21 protein-coding genes are annotated in these 18351 nt (G+C 57.6%); 12 read left to right on the top strand and 9 right to left on the bottom strand.

All coding sequences use genetic code 11. The features are described from left to right. Positions 1–13: 13 nt before the first annotated feature. Both ABLN87_RS11850 and ABLN87_RS11845 read right to left on the bottom strand, forming a co-directional pair. A complete protein-coding gene (locus tag ABLN87_RS11850) occupies positions 14–514 on the bottom strand; it encodes a YbjN domain-containing protein (protein WP_170536283.1) in 501 nt (166 codons plus the stop codon). Between the two features lie 311 nt (positions 515–825). Next, positions 826–1074 (bottom strand): accessory factor UbiK family protein, encoded by a 249-nt coding sequence (locus ABLN87_RS11845; RefSeq protein ID WP_353010465.1) that lies wholly within the window; start codon positions 1072–1074, stop codon positions 826–828. A gap of 97 nt (positions 1075–1171) precedes the next feature. Here ABLN87_RS11845 and lgt point away from each other — a divergent pair, with 97 nt between their 5' ends. The 5 genes from lgt to ABLN87_RS11820 all read left to right on the top strand — a co-directional run bounded on the left by lgt (position 1172) and on the right by ABLN87_RS11820 (position 5419). After that, positions 1172–2059, top strand: a complete 888-nt coding sequence (gene lgt, locus ABLN87_RS11840) for a prolipoprotein diacylglyceryl transferase (RefSeq protein WP_353010463.1) — start codon at positions 1172–1174, stop codon at positions 2057–2059. Beyond that, on the top strand, positions 2056–3123 hold the full coding sequence (locus ABLN87_RS11835; protein WP_353010461.1) for a class I SAM-dependent methyltransferase: 1068 nt from the start codon (positions 2056–2058) through the stop codon (positions 3121–3123). Before lgt ends, ABLN87_RS11835 begins: the two co-directional genes overlap by 4 nt. Then, on the top strand, positions 3120–3878 hold the full coding sequence (pgeF, locus tag ABLN87_RS11830) for a peptidoglycan editing factor PgeF (protein WP_353010459.1): 759 nt from the start codon (positions 3120–3122) through the stop codon (positions 3876–3878). The genes ABLN87_RS11835 and pgeF overlap by 4 nt, the downstream gene beginning before the upstream one ends. Before the next feature lie 269 nt (positions 3879–4147). Further along, positions 4148–4276 carry a hypothetical protein gene (locus ABLN87_RS11825; protein WP_353010457.1) on the top strand — a complete coding sequence of 43 codons (129 nt, stop codon included), beginning with the start codon at positions 4148–4150 and terminating at the stop codon, positions 4274–4276. A 360-nt stretch (positions 4277–4636) separates the two neighbouring features. Next, on the top strand, positions 4637–5419 hold the full coding sequence (locus ABLN87_RS11820; protein WP_353010455.1) for a Hint domain-containing protein: 783 nt from the start codon (positions 4637–4639) through the stop codon (positions 5417–5419). Between the two features lie 116 nt (positions 5420–5535). Here ABLN87_RS11820 and ABLN87_RS11815 read toward each other — a convergent pair whose 3' ends face one another. After that, on the bottom strand, positions 5536–6036 hold the full coding sequence (locus ABLN87_RS11815) for an Lrp/AsnC family transcriptional regulator (RefSeq protein WP_170536272.1): 501 nt from the start codon (positions 6034–6036) through the stop codon (positions 5536–5538). A 213-nt stretch (positions 6037–6249) separates the two neighbouring features. Here ABLN87_RS11815 and trxB point away from each other — a divergent pair, with 213 nt between their 5' ends. The 3 genes from trxB (at position 6250) to ABLN87_RS11800 (ending at position 10924) form a co-directional block, all read left to right on the top strand. Next, a complete protein-coding gene (gene trxB, locus ABLN87_RS11810) occupies positions 6250–7191 on the top strand; it encodes a thioredoxin-disulfide reductase (protein WP_353010453.1) in 942 nt (313 codons plus the stop codon). A 129-nt stretch (positions 7192–7320) separates the two neighbouring features. Then, complete coding sequence (locus ABLN87_RS11805; RefSeq protein ID WP_353010451.1) at positions 7321–9012, top strand: adenylate/guanylate cyclase domain-containing protein; 1692 nt, start codon at positions 7321–7323, stop codon at positions 9010–9012. Between the two features lie 196 nt (positions 9013–9208). After that, the gene (locus tag ABLN87_RS11800) at positions 9209–10924 is read left to right on the top strand and encodes a bifunctional sulfate adenylyltransferase/adenylylsulfate kinase (RefSeq protein WP_353010449.1); all 1716 of its coding nucleotides are present in this window, start codon (positions 9209–9211) and stop codon (positions 10922–10924) included. A gap of 66 nt (positions 10925–10990) precedes the next feature. Here ABLN87_RS11800 and ABLN87_RS11795 read toward each other — a convergent pair whose 3' ends face one another. From ABLN87_RS11795 to ABLN87_RS11785, 3 genes are all read right to left on the bottom strand, one after another. Then, positions 10991–11875 (bottom strand): PhzF family phenazine biosynthesis protein, encoded by an 885-nt coding sequence (locus ABLN87_RS11795; RefSeq protein ID WP_353010447.1) that lies wholly within the window; start codon positions 11873–11875, stop codon positions 10991–10993. A 105-nt stretch (positions 11876–11980) separates the two neighbouring features. After that, positions 11981–12205, bottom strand: coding sequence for a DUF1150 family protein (locus ABLN87_RS11790; RefSeq protein WP_353010445.1), 225 nt, complete (start codon positions 12203–12205; stop codon positions 11981–11983). 5 nt (positions 12206–12210) lie between these two features. Next, on the bottom strand, positions 12211–12624 hold the full coding sequence (locus ABLN87_RS11785; protein ID WP_058275530.1) for an Hsp20 family protein: 414 nt from the start codon (positions 12622–12624) through the stop codon (positions 12211–12213). Between the two features lie 163 nt (positions 12625–12787). Between ABLN87_RS11785 and ABLN87_RS11780 the strand changes: the two genes are divergently transcribed. The 4 genes from ABLN87_RS11780 to ABLN87_RS11765 all read left to right on the top strand — a co-directional run bounded on the left by ABLN87_RS11780 (position 12788) and on the right by ABLN87_RS11765 (position 15399). Further along, positions 12788–13012, top strand: coding sequence for a YdcH family protein (locus ABLN87_RS11780; protein ID WP_170536261.1), 225 nt, complete (start codon positions 12788–12790; stop codon positions 13010–13012). A 76-nt stretch (positions 13013–13088) separates the two neighbouring features. Continuing rightward, on the top strand, positions 13089–13574 hold the full coding sequence (purE, locus tag ABLN87_RS11775) for a 5-(carboxyamino)imidazole ribonucleotide mutase (protein ID WP_353010442.1): 486 nt from the start codon (positions 13089–13091) through the stop codon (positions 13572–13574). Further along, positions 13571–14326: an NAD(P)-binding domain-containing protein gene (locus ABLN87_RS11770; protein ID WP_353010440.1), complete on the top strand. Its 756-nt coding sequence runs from the start codon at positions 13571–13573 to the stop codon at positions 14324–14326. The genes purE and ABLN87_RS11770 overlap by 4 nt, the downstream gene beginning before the upstream one ends. A gap of 2 nt (positions 14327–14328) precedes the next feature. After that, on the top strand, positions 14329–15399 hold the full coding sequence (locus ABLN87_RS11765; RefSeq protein WP_353010438.1) for a 5-(carboxyamino)imidazole ribonucleotide synthase: 1071 nt from the start codon (positions 14329–14331) through the stop codon (positions 15397–15399). A gap of 63 nt (positions 15400–15462) precedes the next feature. On the opposite strand, the gene ABLN87_RS11760 is transcribed toward ABLN87_RS11765, so the two are convergent. The 3 genes from ABLN87_RS11760 to ABLN87_RS11750 are packed head-to-tail and all read right to left on the bottom strand — an operon-like array spanning position 15463 to position 18265. Beyond that, positions 15463–16614, bottom strand: coding sequence for an alpha-D-ribose 1-methylphosphonate 5-triphosphate diphosphatase (locus ABLN87_RS11760; RefSeq protein ID WP_353010436.1), 1152 nt, complete (start codon positions 16612–16614; stop codon positions 15463–15465). Beyond that, entirely contained in the window at positions 16611–17384 is a 774-nt protein-coding gene (locus tag ABLN87_RS11755) for an alpha/beta fold hydrolase (protein WP_353010434.1), read from the bottom strand. The genes ABLN87_RS11760 and ABLN87_RS11755 overlap by 4 nt, the downstream gene beginning before the upstream one ends. A 38-nt stretch (positions 17385–17422) precedes the next feature. After that, positions 17423–18265, bottom strand: coding sequence for a DMT family transporter (locus tag ABLN87_RS11750; RefSeq protein WP_353010432.1), 843 nt, complete (start codon positions 18263–18265; stop codon positions 17423–17425). Positions 18266–18351: the final 86 nt, after the last annotated feature.

Raw genomic sequence — 18351 nt, 5'->3', positions numbered from 1 at the left:
TCGGGGCAAAGCTTTACGCCCGGCCGTAGGCCTCTGCAATGGCAACCTGTATAGCATCCTCCGGATCGCGATTGCCCCATGTGACCAGTTGAATTGCGGGGTAGTAGCGTTCAGCGCTCATGACCGCAGCCGAGATCATGGTGTTGATCTGATCCGGGCTGGCCATCTGGCCACCAGCCAGAACCAGGCCATAACGGTAGACCATCAGCTTCTGGTTTGCCCAGTAGGTGAATGCACCGGCCCAACACTGATCATTCATCTTGTTCAGCAGTTCATAAAGCTCGCTCTCACGCTCGGATGGGGGTTCCATCTCGAACGAACAGACCATGCGCAGTGTTTCGTCATAGTTCGACCAGGCCAACGTGATCGAATAGGTCCTCCATTGGCCTTCTACGGCCATGGCGATCTGATCATCGCCGATACGATCAAAATCCCAGTCGTGATGTTCGGCCAGGTGTTCTACAATATCGATTGGATGAAGGTCTTCTTCGAGAAACTGCTCGGAAAGGGCCATAATGCCACCTCACTAATCTCTAGCATGTTGGGGCTGGCAGCGCCCCAGCGCTAGTTGCCTGCTCTACAAGCCGGGCTTCCCCCGTAGGCCTGTACTAAATATGGTGCGACGCGAGGCGAGTTCTGGCAACCCTATTTATTGGGGATAACAGCAATAAGTTGTGGACAGCTGGCAACGACGATCAAAATATTGGCGTTGGATGCAGCTTTGTCTTGATTAAATCCTGTAAGGCGGCAAGATGCACAACACCGCACAAACCGGGAAAGGTCTGCGCGGTATTCAGTGTTTTCTGAAAATCAAGCGTATGGGCGTTATTTGTCCAGTTTCGCCTCAAGCGCGGCAATGCGAGCTTCGAGCGCCGTGTTCTCCTCACGCGCTTTCTGAGCCATCGCGCGCACCGCATCAAACTCTTCCCGCGTTACGAAATCCCGGTCTGCCAGCCAGCGGTCCAGCATTGATTTCATCGCGTTCTCGGCCTCTTCCCGTGCGCCCTGCGCCACGCCCATGGCGTTGGTCATCAACTGAGAGACATCGTCGAGGATCTTGTTGCGGGTTTGCATGGCTTTACTCCGATAACGCTGTTGCTCTCTATATGGGGAATGATTGGCGCAGGCTCAAGGTTGACTTGCCATGCAAACCCCGGGCAATGAGACGCACATGCAGGCTGTTCTGAATTTCCCCGATCTGTCGCCCGAACTCTTCTCGATCTCTCTATTCGGGATGGAATTCGCCCTGAGGTGGTACGCGCTGGCCTATATCGCCGGTATTCTGATTGCCTGGCGTATGGCTATCATTGCCTTGCGGCGGCCTGCGTTGTGGCGCAACGATGCGCCGCCGATGCGGCCCGAACAGCTGGAAGACCTGATGACCTGGATCATTCTGGGCGTCATCCTCGGTGGGCGCCTTGGTTTCGTTCTGTTTTATCAACCAGCTTACTACCTGACGCACCCGGTCGATATTCTGAAAGTCTGGCAGGGCGGCATGGCCTTTCATGGTGGTCTGTTGGGGGTCATCCTTGCGTCTTACCTCTATGCGCGTCGTCATGCCCTACCGATCCTGTCGTTGGGCGATCTGGTGGCCTATACAGTGCCGCCCGGGCTATTGCTGGGACGTCTGGCCAATTTTACCAATGCCGAATTATGGGGCCGCCCGAGTGAGCTGCCTTGGGCTGTGATCTTCCCCGGCACTGCCGCGCAGGATTGCCCCGGCGTCGTTGCGGGCTTTTGCGCGCGTCATCCATCGCAGCTTTATGAAGCCGCGCTTGAGGGGCTGATATTGGGTGCCGTACTTCTGTGGCTGGTCTATCGCTGCGGCGCCTTTCGCAAACCCGGCCTGATCATGGGCGTATTCCTCGCGGGCTATGGCGCCTCACGGTTCATTGTCGAATTCTTTCGGCAACCGGATGCTCAGTTCGTCTCACCCGGCAACCCGTTGGGCCTGGCCTGGCATGTCGGAGGCTACGGTCTGACAATGGGTCAAGCACTATCGCTTCCGATGATCGCCATTGGCCTTTGGTTTGCCATACGTGCCCGGCGGGCGGCATGACGCTAAAGGACCATCTGATCGGTCGCATTCACCATGACGGCCCGATGAGCGTGTCTGACTTCATGTCCGAATGCCTGCTGCATCCCACACTAGGGTACTACAGCACGCGCGACCCGTTTGGGGCGGAAGGGGATTTCATTACCGCCCCCGAGATCAGTCAGATGTTCGGAGAACTGATCGGTCTGTCACTTGCACAAAGCTGGATGGATCAGGGTTGCCCAAGCACGTTTACATTGGCCGAGCTTGGCCCCGGACGCGGGACTTTGATGTCCGATATCCTGCGCGCCACCCGGCAGGTTCCAGGGTTTCACGAAGCAGCACAGGTGTGTCTGGTCGAAGCTTCGCCCGCGCTTCGACAGGTCCAGGCGAAAACGCTAGGCCAGTACACGCCCAACTGGATCGGCACCACCACCGAACTGCCCGAACAGCCCCTGTATCTGGTCGCTAATGAGTTCTTTGACGCCCTGCCCATTCGCCAGTTCATCCGAGAGGGCGAAGGTTGGCGTGAACGACGGATTGGCGTGACTGAAGACGGTCTTGCATTCGGTCTGGGACCTAATGCGCCTCAGATTGCCTTAAACGACAGGCTTGGCGACACCAAGGATGGCGACCTTGTCGAACTGTGCGCGACCGCAACCCCGATCGTGACGGATATCGCCAATTGCATCGCCTCCCATGACGGAGTGGCTTTGATCATCGACTACGGCGATTGGCGCTCGCTGGGCGATACGCTGCAAGCCGTTAAGGCGCATGAGAAAACCAGACCATTGGACGATCCGGGGCAATCCGATCTGACCGCGCATGTCGATTTTGAGCGGCTGGCAATGGCCGCCCGTGCTTCAGGATGCGCGCATACCCGGCTGACGCCACAAGGCGTGTTTCTGGAACGATTGGGGATCACCACACGCGCGCAGGCATTGATAAGAAACCTGAACGTGCCAGAGCAGAAACGCCTTATCAGCGCACATCGCCGGTTGACGCATCCTGATGAAATGGGAAACCTGTTCAAAGTGCTGGGCCTATACCCAGCACAATCAGCACCACCGCCGGGACTGGAGCCATGACACTGGAAATCTTGACCTCCGACATGCTGTCGCCCGTGCGGCACGGGTTCTTTACACGACGGGGCGGCGCGTCCTCTGGTATTTTTGCCGGTTTGAATTGCGGACACGGATCATCGGATCAGACACAAGCGGTTGCCCTGAACCGGAACAGGGTCGCGGCGGCCATGGAAGTGGCGCCTGAACGGCTGATTGGCATTCATCAGGTCCATTCACCAACCGTTCTGACAATTGATGCACCGATTCAGGGTGAGAAACCCAAAGCTGATGCAATTGTTACCGCGACCCCCGATCTTGCGCTGACCATACTGACGGCCGATTGCCAACCGGTTCTGTTTGCCGATCCCGAGGCTGAGGTTATCGGCGCTGCCCATGCCGGATGGCGCGGGGCGCTGGACGGGGTGCTGGAAGCAACCCTTGACGCGATGGAGGCGTTGGGGGCGCAACGTGCAAACATCCGCGCCGTAATCGGGCCATCCATCTCGCAGCGCGCCTACGAAGTCGGCCCGGAGTTTCTGGATGATTTTCTGACAGAGTCCCCAGACAATAGCCGTTTCTTTGCAAATGGGCAGGAAGATCGGATGCAATTTGACCTGCCAGCATTTGGGCTTCACCGGCTGCGCCGGGCGGGTGTTGGCCAGGCCGAATGGACCCGGCATTGCACCTATTCCGACCCTGACCGATTCTATTCTTACCGACGCGCAACCCATTCGAAAGAAGCGGATTACGGACGTTTGATTTCTGCGATCCGGTTATAGAAATAGTTCCAATTAAGGCGAAACCGCCACCTTTCCGCCACAATCATTGTGTTTATCTGAAGGCAGAATCGTAGTGTTTTTGCCAGTGTTCAGATCGTTACCTGACGTCCACACAAGTGGGCTCTGGCGCTTCAAGTTGGAGGAGTTGCCAAACTTCACTTTCAGTCCTGATTTTATCCCGGATAAGCCACAACTCTGCCGCAAAACGGCGTGATCTTGGAGGCATAAGGGAAAAAGGGCAGTAAGCCCTATCAATACAGGATCAGAGAATGAAATCGAAAACTCGCTTTCTAAACGCGGTTTTAGCCGCGACGCAGGACCAGAATCTGGAAATGCCATGGAAACGGGTTTCAAGCCATTCTGTCAGGGTCGCCCGCCGGTTGATGGCGCGACGCTGAACCAGAAAACCACCAGGGCCAAGCTGCCGGTCCTGCGGTGGAGCGCGTATCGGGAATGCTTCGGCCCGGTGTACGTGGGATCGCCTACAACAGCGATCCTTTGTTCAGGGTGGGATCGCCTACAACAGCGATCCTTTGTTCAGGAGTGTGTGTGCGGGCAATTTGCGCCCGCAAAGTACGAGTTTGCCTGGGGGGTCAATGTGTTGACCAATGGAAAGCGAAGGTTTTGTCGCTGTGCACCGCCGACATGGCAGTGCCCAAGGGTCCCTCATTTATTTCAGGGCAAAGAACTATTCCGTTGGACGGGCCTGTACGGGGGTATGCCTCGTCTGTTCGGATATTAGAAAGGAAGGAATATAAGTGACTATTCCTAGCTCACTGGCCCGTGCGGCCCGTAATGCGGTTGATACATCCGCGTTGCTGCGCGAGGTTCCAAGACAAGCATCGAAGCCAAAGGCGCAACTGCGCCGGTATGAGGTAAGCACTCTGCTCGACAACGGGGATGTCGCGCAAACACGCCATATCGCACCAGCGTTGCCCATGTTCGAAGACGCATTTTGCGCCTTCTCGCGTGGATCGCTGGTGGAAACCGAACAAGGCCCTATGGCAATTGAAGACCTTATGCCGGGGGATACCGTTCTGACCCAAGATGGGTCGTCAGAAACAGTCGTTTGGAAAGGGTCAGTCACTCTGATCCCAGGGCGCGAAGATTCGTATGGGCGCACGCGTCCTCTAACACGGATCATGGCGGATACGTTCGGCATGCAGAAGCCTCTGTCCGGTGTGATCGCCGGCCCGGCGGCGCGATTGCTGGGCACGCCGGGGCATCTGCGGCACATCTATGGGGACGGGCCGGTTCTGACACCAGCGTCAGAGTTTCAGGACGGCATGAACGTTATTGAAACAATGCCGCCAACTCCGGTAGAGCTGTTTCACATTTGCCTGAAGAAGCATTCGGTCATTCGCGTTGATGGGTTGCAGTTTGAAACCTATCATCCAGGGGTAAACGCGGTTCGTTTGATCAGCCATTCTCTACGGTCGATCTATTTGAATCTGTTCGCGCATGTCGAAACACTGAACGATTTCGGCCCGTTGCTGATGCCACGCGCCGGAGACGGAGAGGTCGACGCTCTGACGGCGTGAAATTTACATACTACTGCAGAGCGGGGGCATCATGCAGATTTTACTAAGCTGGATTGTATCCTTGGCGGTGGCGGCAATGCTGCCACCCTGCCAGCCACATCCAAAACAGACGCGGTTCACGCGGTACGGTTCATACGCTCTTCCAGAACGTCGAATGGTACGCCTGGCTCGTCTTTTGCGCCTCGGATAACAAGCGAGGTTTTGACGCTGGCCACGTTCGGCGTGGTCAGCAATTCACCGGTCAGGAATTGCTGAAAACTGCTCAGATCGGGGGCGACGCATTTCAGAATGAAATCCACTTCGCCATTTAGCATGTGGCATTCACGGACAAGCGGCCATTCGCGGCAACGTTCTTCGAATGCGCGCAGTTCAGATTCAGCCTGACTGTCCAAGCCGACCATGGCAAAAACCTGGACTTCGAATCCCAATTCACGCGCGTTTACCGCAGCGTGGTAACTGTTGATGTAGCCTGAGTCTTCCAAAGTGCGCACACGGCGCAGACACGGCGGCGCTGAGATACCGACACGTTTTGCAAGCTCAACATTGGTCATCCGACCATCAGCCTGCAGCTCTGCCAGAATCTTGCGATCAATCTCATCCAGCCGTGTGGTGACCATAAAATGCTCCTGATTTTTCGGTTCTTATATCAGCACCCACCGCTTGCGCAATAATCTTTCGCTGTTGCGCAATATTCTTTGTTTTCAGATCGCAACTACCACCAAGCCCCTGCCCCATTCGTGAACAGGAAAGGGCTTTAAGCCCTGCGCGCACGCCGCTATATCGGTGCGACGGGCGAAACGCCCAAGTCAGGCAGTTCGAGCGGGGGTACCATGGCCGAGACACGACATACCAAGGTTCTGATCATCGGATCGGGACCCGCAGGATATACCGCAGGCGTATATGCCAGCCGGGCCATGTTGGAACCCATTCTGGTGCAGGGCATCGAACCAGGTGGTCAGTTGACCACCACGACCGAGGTCGAGAACTGGCCCGGCGATACCGAGGTTCAGGGTCCTGATCTAATGGTACGCATGCAGGATCACGCCAAGGCCATGGGCTGTGAGGTGATCGGCGATATCATCAGCGATCTGGACCTCAGCAAGCGCCCCTTTACCGCCAAGGGCGACAGCGGCACCATCTATACTGCGGATGCGGTTATTCTAGCCACTGGCGCCCGCGCCAAATGGCTTGGTCTGCCATCGGAAGAGAAATTCAAAGGCTTTGGCGTCTCGGCCTGTGCAACCTGCGACGGTTTCTTCTATCGCGGGCAAGAGATCGTTGTGATCGGCGGCGGCAACACGGCCGTGGAAGAGGCTTTGTTCCTGACCAACTTTGCCAGCAAAGTGACCCTGATCCACCGCCGGGATGAGTTGCGCGCCGAAAAAATCCTGCAAGATCGCCTGTTCAAAAACGAAAAGATCGAGCCCCTTTGGTTCCACCAGTTGGAAGAAGTCGTTGGCACGGATGCGCCACTGGGGGTTGAAGGTGTTCGGGTCAAGAATGTCCAAACCGGTGAAATCTCTGAGATTCCCTGTAAGGGGGTGTTTGTAGCCATCGGCCACGCGCCTGCGAATGAACTGGTCAAAGACACACTGGAAACGCACATGGGCGGCTATGTCGTGACCAAGCCGGGTTCGACCGAAACCTCAATCCCGGGCGTGTTTGCTGCGGGCGATCTGACCGATCACATCTACCGCCAGGCCGTGACCAGCGCAGGCATGGGCTGCATGGCCGCCCTGGATACCGAGCGTTTTTTGGCCGAACAGGAATAGAGTGGCGCGCAGAGGTTTCGGGATACGCCGAAACCTCTGCCCTTTTGCCTTCGGCGGTTCAGGTCGGCTTGACCCGCGCAAGCCCGCCCCTCACACTCCACCACAACGAAGCATTCGCGGGTACCGGCATTGGATAACGCACTTTGGCGCGGCGGGTGGGCAGCCCAGCTACGGATTGGCAGCGGCCTGATCCTTTTTGTTTTTGCGTTTTTTCACTTCATTAATATCGGGCTGGGTCTGTTTCACACCGATTACCTGCACGGGATGCAGGATGGTAGACAGGCGATCACCCGGCATAATGTCATTAGCCTGCTATTCTATGCCGCGCTGATCCTTCACGCGGCCCTTGCGGTCATCTCGATCATCCAGCGCAGAACCTTGCGCATGCCTTTCAGTTCGGCATTGCAGGTTGTGCTCGGGTTATTGATCCCGCTGCAATTGATTTCGCACATCGTGCATACCCGCGTCGCGCATGAGGTGTTCGACGTCAATGATGAGATGGGGTACATCATCATACTGATGTGGCCCAGCTCAGCCATCTGGATGCAGAGCCTGCTGCTGCTGATTGTCTGGATACATGGCTGTATCGGCCTGCATATGTGGCTGCGCCTGACCAGCTGGTGGTCAAAAACCGTTCCCTATCTGATCGGCGTGGCGGTTTTTGTACCCTCATTTGCGTTGGCCGGTGTGCTGACCGAAGGCCGACGCATCTGGGCGGATTTCGCGGATGAATTTCTGCGTGAACAATATATTGAGTATTACAACTGGCCATCGCCTGAAACCTTCGGCGTCCTGCTTGCTATGAAGAACAACGCCGTTCTGGGCTTTCTGGTCACGCTCGGCGCATGCGGGATCTTCTTTCTGGGCCGCAAGCTTTGGCGTCGCAGGCATTCGGTGCGGGTCGCCTATGCGCAAGGCCCTGATGTGGTTGCAGAAAAAGGCATGACATTGCTTGAAATATCTCAAGCCAACGGCATCCCACACACGGCGCTGTGCGGTGGCAAGGGGCGTTGCACCACATGCCGTGTCATTGTCGAAGATGGCAGCGAAGGGCTGGAGGCCCCCAGTGAGGTCGAGGCCCGCAGCCTGGCTGCGGTAGGTGCCTCGCCCCAAACCCGGCTCGCCTGCCAAATCCGCCCAACCGACCCGCTGACAGTATTTCGCGTCTTTCGCCCGGATGGCGAGCGGAACCGAGGGCACGCCAGCCAGGGACAGGAACGGCAACTGGCTGTGCTGTTTCTGGATATGCGGGGTTTCACGGCGCGTACGACCGGGCAGCTTCCTTACGACATCGTCTTTCTGCTGAACCGGTTTTTCGATGCCATCGTCCCCGCCATTGCAGATGCAGGTGGCGTGGTGGACAAATACATGGGCGATGGATTGCTGGCTGTGTTTAACAAACCTGATGCGGCTGCCTCCGCCAAATCAGGGCTTCACGCCGCGATTGAAATCAGCCTTGCTCTGGATGGTTTCAATCAACGCCTCGCAGCCGAAGGTAGCCCGGGCATTCGCATCGGAATGGGTTTGCATCTAGGTGATCTGGTGCTGGGTGAGATTGGTGCCGCCGGACATGCCTCGCAGACCATTATCGGGGATGCGGTTAATGTCGCCAGCCGCCTTGAAAGCGAGACCAAAGCGCTGGGGGTCGAGTTGTTGGTGTCGGACGAATTGTTGCAAGCGGCGGGGGTTGCGATCGATCCCGAGCAGATCCGATTGTTCCAACTACGTGGCGTGACCGAACCGGTTCCCGCTGTGCCTGTCACACGTGCCGCAGAGCTAAGCGACATCGCCGCCAGAGAAGAACAAGCATCCTCTGCCTGATTAGATCGCGTTATTGAAACAGAACCTCAGTCGCCTTTGGAATTGTGCACCGGAAAATCCTTCCATTTCCGGGGAAATCAGCGCATATCGTCCTTTGTTTCGCGACGGTGGTGGACTTCGGGTAAGAGTCGGGGCAAATCCGCCCCGAAACGGCCGAGAATCACCGGCAAATTTACACTGTGACAAGAGTATTCTGATGACGATGTTAAGCAATCTGGCTCCGATCCCCGAACTGTATGTGTCATATGACTCGGCGCAGAAGTTAAAAGTTGAAGCTGCGGATCTGACAAGCTGGGACCTGAGCCCGCGACAGATCTGCGATCTGGAATTGCTGATGAATGGCGGCTTCAATCCGCTCAAGGGTTTCCTGAGCGAAGCCGACTATGACAACGTCGTCGAGAACATGCGCCTGGCCGATGGCACCTTGTGGCCGATGCCGATCACGCTGGATGTCAGCGAAGACTTTGCCGAAGGGATTGAGCTGGGCCAGGATATCGCCCTGCGCGATCAGGAAGGCGTGATCCTTGGCACCATGACTGTGACCGACCGGTGGACACCGGACAAGTCGCGTGAGGCCGAGAAGGTCTTTGGTGCCGATGACGATGCACACCCTGCGGTTAACTACCTGCACAACGTGGCTGGCAAGGTCTATCTGGGCGGTCCGGTCGTCGGTATTCAACAGCCTGTGCATTATGATTTCCGCGCCCGTCGCGATACGCCGAACGAGCTGCGCGCCTATTTCCGCAAGCTGGGCTGGCGCCGCATTGTGGCCTTCCAGACACGCAACCCCCTGCACCGCGCGCATCAGGAACTGACCTTCCGCGCCGCCAAAGAAGCGCAGGCCAACCTGCTGATCCACCCAGTTGTTGGCATGACCAAGCCGGGCGACGTCGATCACTTCACCCGCGTCCGCTGCTATGAGGCGGTGCTGGACAAGTACCCGGCCTCGACCACGTCGATGTCGCTGCTGAACCTGGCGATGCGCATGGCTGGCCCGCGTGAGGCGGTGTGGCACGGCCTGATACGCGCCAACCACGGTTGCACCCACTTCATCGTCGGGCGCGACCATGCAGGGCCGGGTAAAAACTCGGCTGGTGAAGATTTCTACGGGCCTTATGACGCGCAGGACCTGTTCCGCAAACACCAGGATGAAATCGGCATCGAAATGGTCGACTTCAAACATATGGTCTATGTGCAGGAACGCGCCCAGTACGAACCAAATGACGAAATCCTGGACAAGGATAATGTCACGATCCTGAACATTTCAGGCACCGAGTTGCGCCGCCGTCTGTCCGAGGGGCTTGAAATCCCAGAATGGTTCAGCTTCCCCGAAGTTGTCACAGAACTGCGCAAGACCAAGCCGCCGCGTAGCCAACAGGGCTTTACCGTGTTCTTCACAGGTTTCTCAGGGAGCGGCAAATCTACCATCGCCAACGCGCTGATGGTCAAGCTGATGGAGATGGGCGGTCGTCCGGTAACGCTGCTGGATGGTGATATCGTGCGGAAAAACTTGTCGTCCGAACTGGGCTTCTCGAAAGAGCACCGCGACCTGAACATCCGCCGGATCGGGTATGTCGCGTCTGAGATCACCAAAAACGGTGGCATCGCCATCTGCGCCCCGATCGCGCCCTATGCCACTACCCGTCGTGCCGTGCGCGAGGAGATCGAGCAGTTCGGCGCTTTCTGCGAGGTCCATGTGGCGACCAGCATCGAGGAATGCGAACGCCGCGACCGCAAAGGACTCTACAAGCTGGCGCGCGAAGGGAAGATCAAGGAGTTCACCGGGATATCGGATCCCTATGACGTTCCGCAGAACCCTGAACTGAGCGTTGAGACCGAGAATGTCGAGGTCGACAATTGCGCCCACCAGGTCCTGCTAAAACTGGAAAGCATGGGCCTGATCGCCGGGTAACATATAAGAATACAGAAAGCTCCCGCCAAAACGGGGGCTTTTCTTTTGGCTTAACCCCACATGCGCTTACATCTGATCGGGCAAATCCACCTGTCCGCGCATCAGCACATGACCACGCCCTGCGACCTTGATCCCAGCCATCGCCTCAGATGGCCCCACACGGGTCACCGTCGCTTGACCAGGGCGACCCATGTCATGCCCCTGTTCCGCGATGAAACTGTCTTTTGCCATCAACCCGTGTGTCCAAAGATAGGCCGCCATCGCACCAGTCGCTGATCCGGTAAACGGGTCCTCGGGCGGGCTGGGAGGGGCCAGCAACAGGCGCGAGAATGTATCTCCCTCAGCTGTTGCGCCCTGCAAGGTCACCAGAAACGGCTCGGCCATGTCTGACCCGGAAAACCCGGCAGCGGCGGCAACTTTGCGCAATGGCCCTACGTCAAGCTGTGCTGCACGCAACGCCTCATGATCTCGCAGAACCGTAATGCAAAAGGGCAGCCCGGTCGAAACGAACTGAGGCGGAGATATGATGGCACTTTCTGGCAGCCCGATGGTCGAGGCAACGAGGTCAGCAGGTACATGCGCACCGAATTCCGGCGCGACCTGTGTCATTTCGATCTCGTCCCCATTCAGCTTAATCGAAACAATCCCCGCACCTGTTTCAAGTGTCAGAGCATCGCCCGAGATCAAACCACGCGACCGCATCGCAGCAACCGTTGCGATTGTGGGGTGACCGGCAAAGGGGATCTCGCGACTGGCCAGAAAGTACCGCACCTGGATATCGGCAACATCAGATGGCCCGGTGAATGTGCATTCCACCAGTGAGGTTTCGCGGACATAGGCCATGCAAACATCTGCTGGCAGAACCGCGCCATCGTGGACAACGGCGCATCCGTTGCCCCCAAAGGCGCGGTCACTGAAGGCATCCACCCAATCAAAGTCAAACCAGCTCATCACGCGGCCTCCGAACACAGGAAAAAAGTGGCGGGGTTCGCCAGTTTCAGACTTTCGCGCGGGTCATTGGGATTGTCACGCCCAAATCAGGGGCAAAGGGCCCCCTCAGTGAACTGCGACCGGAGACAGATCATGCTGTCGCGCCAGAACAAAGGCCAGCTTGCGGTCGGCGACCAGCGCCAGTTGCTGACCATCGGAATCATGCACGGCGTAAAGCTGATCCAGATCACCTGCCTGATCCTGCAGATCGCTTGGCAGATCGGCAACCTCGACCGTTTTGACATAAACGATACGGTCGCCTTCGGTGTTGATTTCAATCTGTGTATTCATTGCTCTTACCCCTTCCTTATGTTGATTGTCTGCACCACGGTTTCCGGCACGGCCCGAGTTAGATCCACATGCAGCAGACCGTTTTCCATGATCGCCTCGCCCACCTCGACACCGTCGGCCAGCACGAACATGCGCTGAAACTGGCGCGCCGCGATGCCACGGTGCAGGAAGATGCGCCCCTCGCTATCGTCACGCTGACGGCCCCGGATCACCAGTTGGCGATCCTCGATGGTGATCGACAGGTCTTCTTCGGCAAACCCGGCCACAGCCAGGGTAATCCGGTACGAAAAATCCGACGTCTGTTCGATGTTGTAGGGCGGGTACCCTTCGTTACCGGCCTTTGCAGACCGTTCCAAAAGGCGTTCCAACTGCTCGAACCCCAAAAGATGCGGGTATGAGCCAAGAGTAAGTTTTGACACGTTTTCTCGTCCTTTATTGCCAAAGCGACGTGTGGTGCGGCCCCGTTCTGGCAACCGCGCACTATAGAATATGGGAAGAAACCAGGATGTCCACAAGGTCTGGCGTGATAACGTCTGACACACTATCTTGTTGGGTAAGCACCACAACCAGCCCGAGTCGCCAATGAATGCGCCCACCGATCTTTCGATGAAAACCGATGACGTTTTGCGGGTTGAGCTTGAGGTTTTCCGGCGGCAGCACCGTGATCTGGACGAAGCCATCGAAGCACTGCATGACCGCGGGACGGCAGATCAGCTGACCTTGCGGCGGCTGAAGAAAGAAAAGCTGCGCCTGAAGGACATCATCCGCCTTATCGAGGATCGTCTGACGCCGGACATCATCGCCTGATATCGGCTTAACGCATTGCCACTAAGGCGGATTTGGATATAGTTCGCCCTCTGCGAACAGGGCGGGGATCAAGCGGATGGGTAACGTCAAAGTCGGGATCATCATGGGTAGCCAGTCGGACTGGCCCACCATGAAAGAGGCCGCGGATATTCTGGATGAATTGGGTGTCGCCTATGAAAAGCGTATCGTGTCGGCCCACCGCACGCCGGACCGCCTTTGGGACTATGGTAAAACTGCCGCCGAACGCGGCTTGAACGTGATCATCGCAGGCGCGGGCGGTGCGGCGCATCTTCCGGGCATGATGGCCTCAAAAACGCGGGTGCCGGTGATTGGCGTTCCTGTTCAGACCCGTGCTCTGTCTGGTGTTGATTCGCTGTATTCCATTGTGCAGATGCCCAAAGGTTTCCCAGTTGCCACCATGGCGATCGGATCGGCCGGTGGTGCAAATGCAGGGCTGATGGCCGCCGGTATTCTGGCACTTCAGGATGACGCGTTGGCCCAGCGGCTGGATGCATGGCGCATGGCTTTGTCAGCCTCTATCGCAGAAGAACCCGAAGGATGAGCCGGATCGGCTTTGTCGGAACCGGCCACATCGCGGCACCTATGGTGCGCTTTCTGGCGGCCAGAGGTCATGACATCTGGGTCACCGAACGCAGTGCCAAGGTGTCGGCACAACTCAAATCAGAACTGGGTGTAACCGTCGCGGATGCGCAATCCGTTGTCGACGCATCGGACATCGTGTTTTTGTGTCTGCGCCCACAGGTGGCCGCTGATATTCTTACCCCTCTGACCTTTCGCGCGGATCAACAGATTGTTTCTGTAATGGCCGCCGTTTCGACAGATCAATTGGCAGAGCTCTGTGCACCTGCGTCGGATTTCGTGCAAACCATCCCACTGGGCTTTCTGGCAACCGGTGGTTGCCCCTTGGCCGCTCTGGGCAATGATCGCTTGCTGGCCGATCTGTTCGAACCGGAAAACCCGGTGATCAAGGTTGCAGACCAGGCCGCGTTGAACACCCATTTCGCGATCTGCGCCATGGTGCCAGGGATACTGGATTTGATGGCGACCGGAGCAGATTGGTTGGCCGATCAAACCGGAAACGCAGACGGCGCAGAATTTTATACGACACAGCTGATCTCGGGCTTCCTTTCCGCGATGGAAAAGGGCAAAGCGGGGCAACTTGCGGCAGAGCGCGACGCGCTGGCCACGGACGGAACGCTGAGTCTGCAAATGACCGATGCCTTGCGGTCAGGCAAAGCACATGACGCGCTGAACGCAGCCCTGGCCGCGATCGGTAAACGGTTGGAGACCTGATGATGACAAAAACGCTGGCGCCCGGTGCAACGATTGGAATTCTGGGCGGTGGTCAGTTGGGCCGCATGCTGTCAGTCGCGGCGGCGCGGTTGGGCTTTGTCAGCCATATCTACGAGCCCGGCGCTAACCCACCTGCCGGTCAGGTCGCAGATCGGGTGACAACGGCGGCTTACGACGATGCCGAGGCGCTGAGGACCTTTGCAGATTCGGTCGATGTCATCACCTATGAGTTCGAGAACATCCCGACCGAGGCGCTGGATATACTGGAAGCGCATCGCCCTATTCGCCCTGGACGCGAAGCCTTGCGCGTCAGTCAGGATCGGCTGACCGAAAAGCGGTTCTTGCAGGAGCTGGGCCTGAACACGGCGCCTTTTGCGGATGTATCAGATCTGAGCAGCCTTGAGGCCGCAATTGATCAGATCGGAACCCCGGCCATCCTGAAAACCCGCCGGTTCGGTTACGACGGCAAAGGTCAGGCGCGTTTGCGGACACCCGAGGATGCCGAAGCGGCCTTGGCCGACATGAATGGCACGCCCTCGATCCTGGAAGGGTTCGTTGATTTCAGCCATGAGGTGTCGATTATTGCCGCACGCGGGCTGGACGGTCAGGTCGCATGTTTCGATCCGGGCGAAAACGTGCATCGGGACGGTATTCTTCACACGACCACCGTGCCTGCGCGCCTGCATCCAGCGCAACGCACCGACGTGATCTTGCTGGCGGCCAACATCCTGAATGCGCTCGAATATGTCGGAGTGATGGGTGTGGAATTGTTTGTGACACCCGAGGGTTTGATCGTGAATGAGATCGCACCGCGCGTCCATAACTCTGGCCATTGGACGCAGAATGGTTGCGCCGTCGATCAGTTCGAACAGCATATCCGCGCTGTGGCTGGTTGGCCCTTGGGTGACGGGCAGCGTCATTCGGATGTCGTGATGGAAAACCTGATCGGCGCCGATATGGACCGCGTTCCTGAGCTGGCTCAGGAACGGGACGTCGCCCTGCACCTCTACGGTAAAGCCGAAGTAAAGGCGGGTCGGAAGATGGGGCATTTCAACCGGATCACGCGCGCATAGAAATCACGCTAACGCGTGATGCCTCCGGCAGAGGTATTTGTGAACAAGAGAAGCGGGCCGGGTTTAAGAGATGAACCGGGCCGCGATGTCCCCGGACATGTAGCTAATGCGTCCTCCGGCCAGCGTGGCGGCGACGCGGTGGCTCTTCCGATCCAGAATGACAAGGTCAGCGCGTTTGCCCGGCTCTATCGTGCCTCGGTCTTTTAGGCCCAGAACACGCGCGGGACCTGATGAGATCAAATCCCAGGCGCCAGCCAGATCCCGTACGCCGCTTTTGGCCAGCATCAAGGCCGCACGGAGCGGGCTGGGGTAGTGATAGTCCGAGGCCAGCGCGTCACAGAGCCCCATAGCAATCAGTTCAACCGCGCTGGCGTTTCCTTTGTGTGAACCGCCTCGGACGACATTGGGTGAACCGAGGATAATGTGATCCCCAGCCGAACGCGCGGCCTCGGCCGCTTCCAGAGTTTCGGGGAATTCAGAGATGCGAATGCCGTGCTCCCGCCACCATGCCCGAGCATCTGCGGTTGCATCGTCGTGGCTGCCGAGGCGAATACCCAGCCCTTCTAGCTCAACGCATAGCGCTTCGATCGCAGCGGGAACTTCTGCCTGGCGGGCATGCATATCAAGCAACATCTGGAAATGAGCATCTGGGTTGCGCCCTGCTTTCAACGCTTGCCCGGTCAGGCGCGGTGGTTTTTTACCCTGCGAAAGTCGGTCATGTGGCAAGTGGTCGTTGAAGACCACGTAAGGCACTTGCCAGTCTTTGATCCGAACAGCCAGATCGGCATAGTCGTCCAGCATATGGGTTTCGAACCGCAACTGAGGGATCAAATCCGTCACAGAGCTGTTCTTAACCGCAACAATCGCATCAAAGACCTGCGCAGCAAAAGCGGGGCCGCGCACGCCACCTTCCCAGCTATAGAACTGCGCCAGTACTCCGGTGGTGATCCCGTTTGCCGCCAGCTCTGCCTCAACCGACAAAATGCCTTCGTTCATTTGCTTCATAGCACCCCGGCGCGGGGCGATATGGCGTTCGAAACCGTCACCATGTAGGTCGATGATTCCCGGAAGAACCAAAAAACCAGTCAGGTCAATCTGACGCCCAGCGCTTGAGGCCTGCACCTGCCCATCAGCTATTGCAACGGGCTCCTGTGTCAGCCCTACGCTCGGCAACAGCACTTCGGCGTTGCAGAGCGTCAGCTCCAGCATGGTCATCTGGTTGGCTCCGACTCTGGCTCAGAGCAGTCCTGCCCGATGCAAATCTCGTCAATGATGTCAGTGACCCCATCCAGCCAGGTTATCTGTGGATCAAATTCACCGAACTCGATGAAATGCAGGGCCTGTGCCATCACGCGCGGATTGTTCATCATGAACGTGTGTGTCACCGGCAGAACGATATGATCCGCCATGCCATCCACCTTGGTGGTTCGGACCGAAACCTTACCATCGTCCCGCCCATCGATCAGTGAAGAAAACACCGGGTTCAATGAGTTCTCGCCCGCGATCACACCCAGTTCGAACTCCACTGCCGGTAGCTTTTGGGGGATGCCTTCGGGTCCAGTGCCCAGTTGCAATCCGGCGGGGCCGTTCAGGTAACCGAACACTTCCCATGCGCTAAGTTCGTCAACAAGTTGGCTGCCCTGATTGGGTGGGCCCAGCATGACGACACGGCCCAGTTTTTCCGGTGCGTTGTCCTGAAGCCAATACCGCAACAAGATACCGCCCATGGAATGCGCGACAACATTGGCTATATCTTCACCGCAGGCTGCAAACGCATCGGGCAGTGTCTGTTCAGCCAGTTCGGGAATGCCCAGATCTGTCGACGGATAGCCCGGACGGATGACGGTGTAGCCATGGGCTTTGAACAACTGCTCCATCACCGAGAACGACGCCTCGGTCCGTGCCAGTCCATGCAGCAGGATGACACATTTGGCGCTGGCCGCCGCGGGCAGGCACAGGAAAATGAGGACAAGCAGAATTCTCATGACCGCCCAATACTGCCTATGAGGGTCTGAGGGAAGACCTACCCTTGGGTCCGGCGCAGAACGGCCAGGGCAATGCCACCCAGCACCAAAGCTGCCCCAGCCAACAGCCGCGCGCCTGCAAGTTCACCCAACAGGACCACACCGCCGACAATCGCGATCACTGGCACACTCAGCTGAACCACCGCAGCAACCGAGGGCGCTAGTTGCGGCAAGACCCGGTACCAAAGCGCATATCCCAGGCCCGATGTCACCCCGCCTGACAAAATAGCCAGCGCACATCCGGCTGCATTGATCTGCCAGTCACCCCCCAAGAAAACCAGCGCCAACGTCGTTACGGGAAGCGCGACAACAAAGTTCGCCGCTGTCCCGGCCAAGGCGTCTGGCTCGGACCGCCCGACCAAAGAATAGATCGCCCAACCAAAACCAGCGGCGACCATCAGCGCAGCCCCGGCTGCGTCTACCTGAACCGCCTCGGTCGGCCATAGTACAAAGGTCAAGCCACCCAAAGCGACCGCAGCACCTGCGATTTGACGTCCTGTGGGTGTCGTCCCATTCAATGCGCCGATCACAAACATGGATATCTGAACCACCCCGAACAGGATCAGCGCCCCAAGACCCGCATCCAGCGTCAAATAGGCCACCGAAAACCCAATCATGTACAAGGATAGGGACCCTGCCCCCAGAACCCGCCGCCTAGAACGCAGCGGCATTGCACCATTGCGTGCCCACACCAACAAACTCAGAACCAGCGCGCCAGCCAGCACGCGTACAACCGCAAAGCTGGCAGGATCGCTGGCACCACTGTCAATCGCCAGCCGGTTCAGGATCGAATTCGCCGCAAAGGCGCACATGGTCAGGGCGGTCAGCAAAAACAACTTCATCCCAGTCGCATACCTGCTTCTGTCAGCTTTGCACACTCACATTCCTGCAAACGCACCCGCAGCTTCTTCTGTTCAAAAATACCTCC

This window comes from Ruegeria sp. SCP10 (assembly GCF_040329495.1).
In the GTDB taxonomy this organism is placed as follows: domain Bacteria; phylum Pseudomonadota; class Alphaproteobacteria; order Rhodobacterales; family Rhodobacteraceae; genus Ruegeria.
This window is presented reverse-complemented; position numbering and strand designations above follow the sequence as displayed.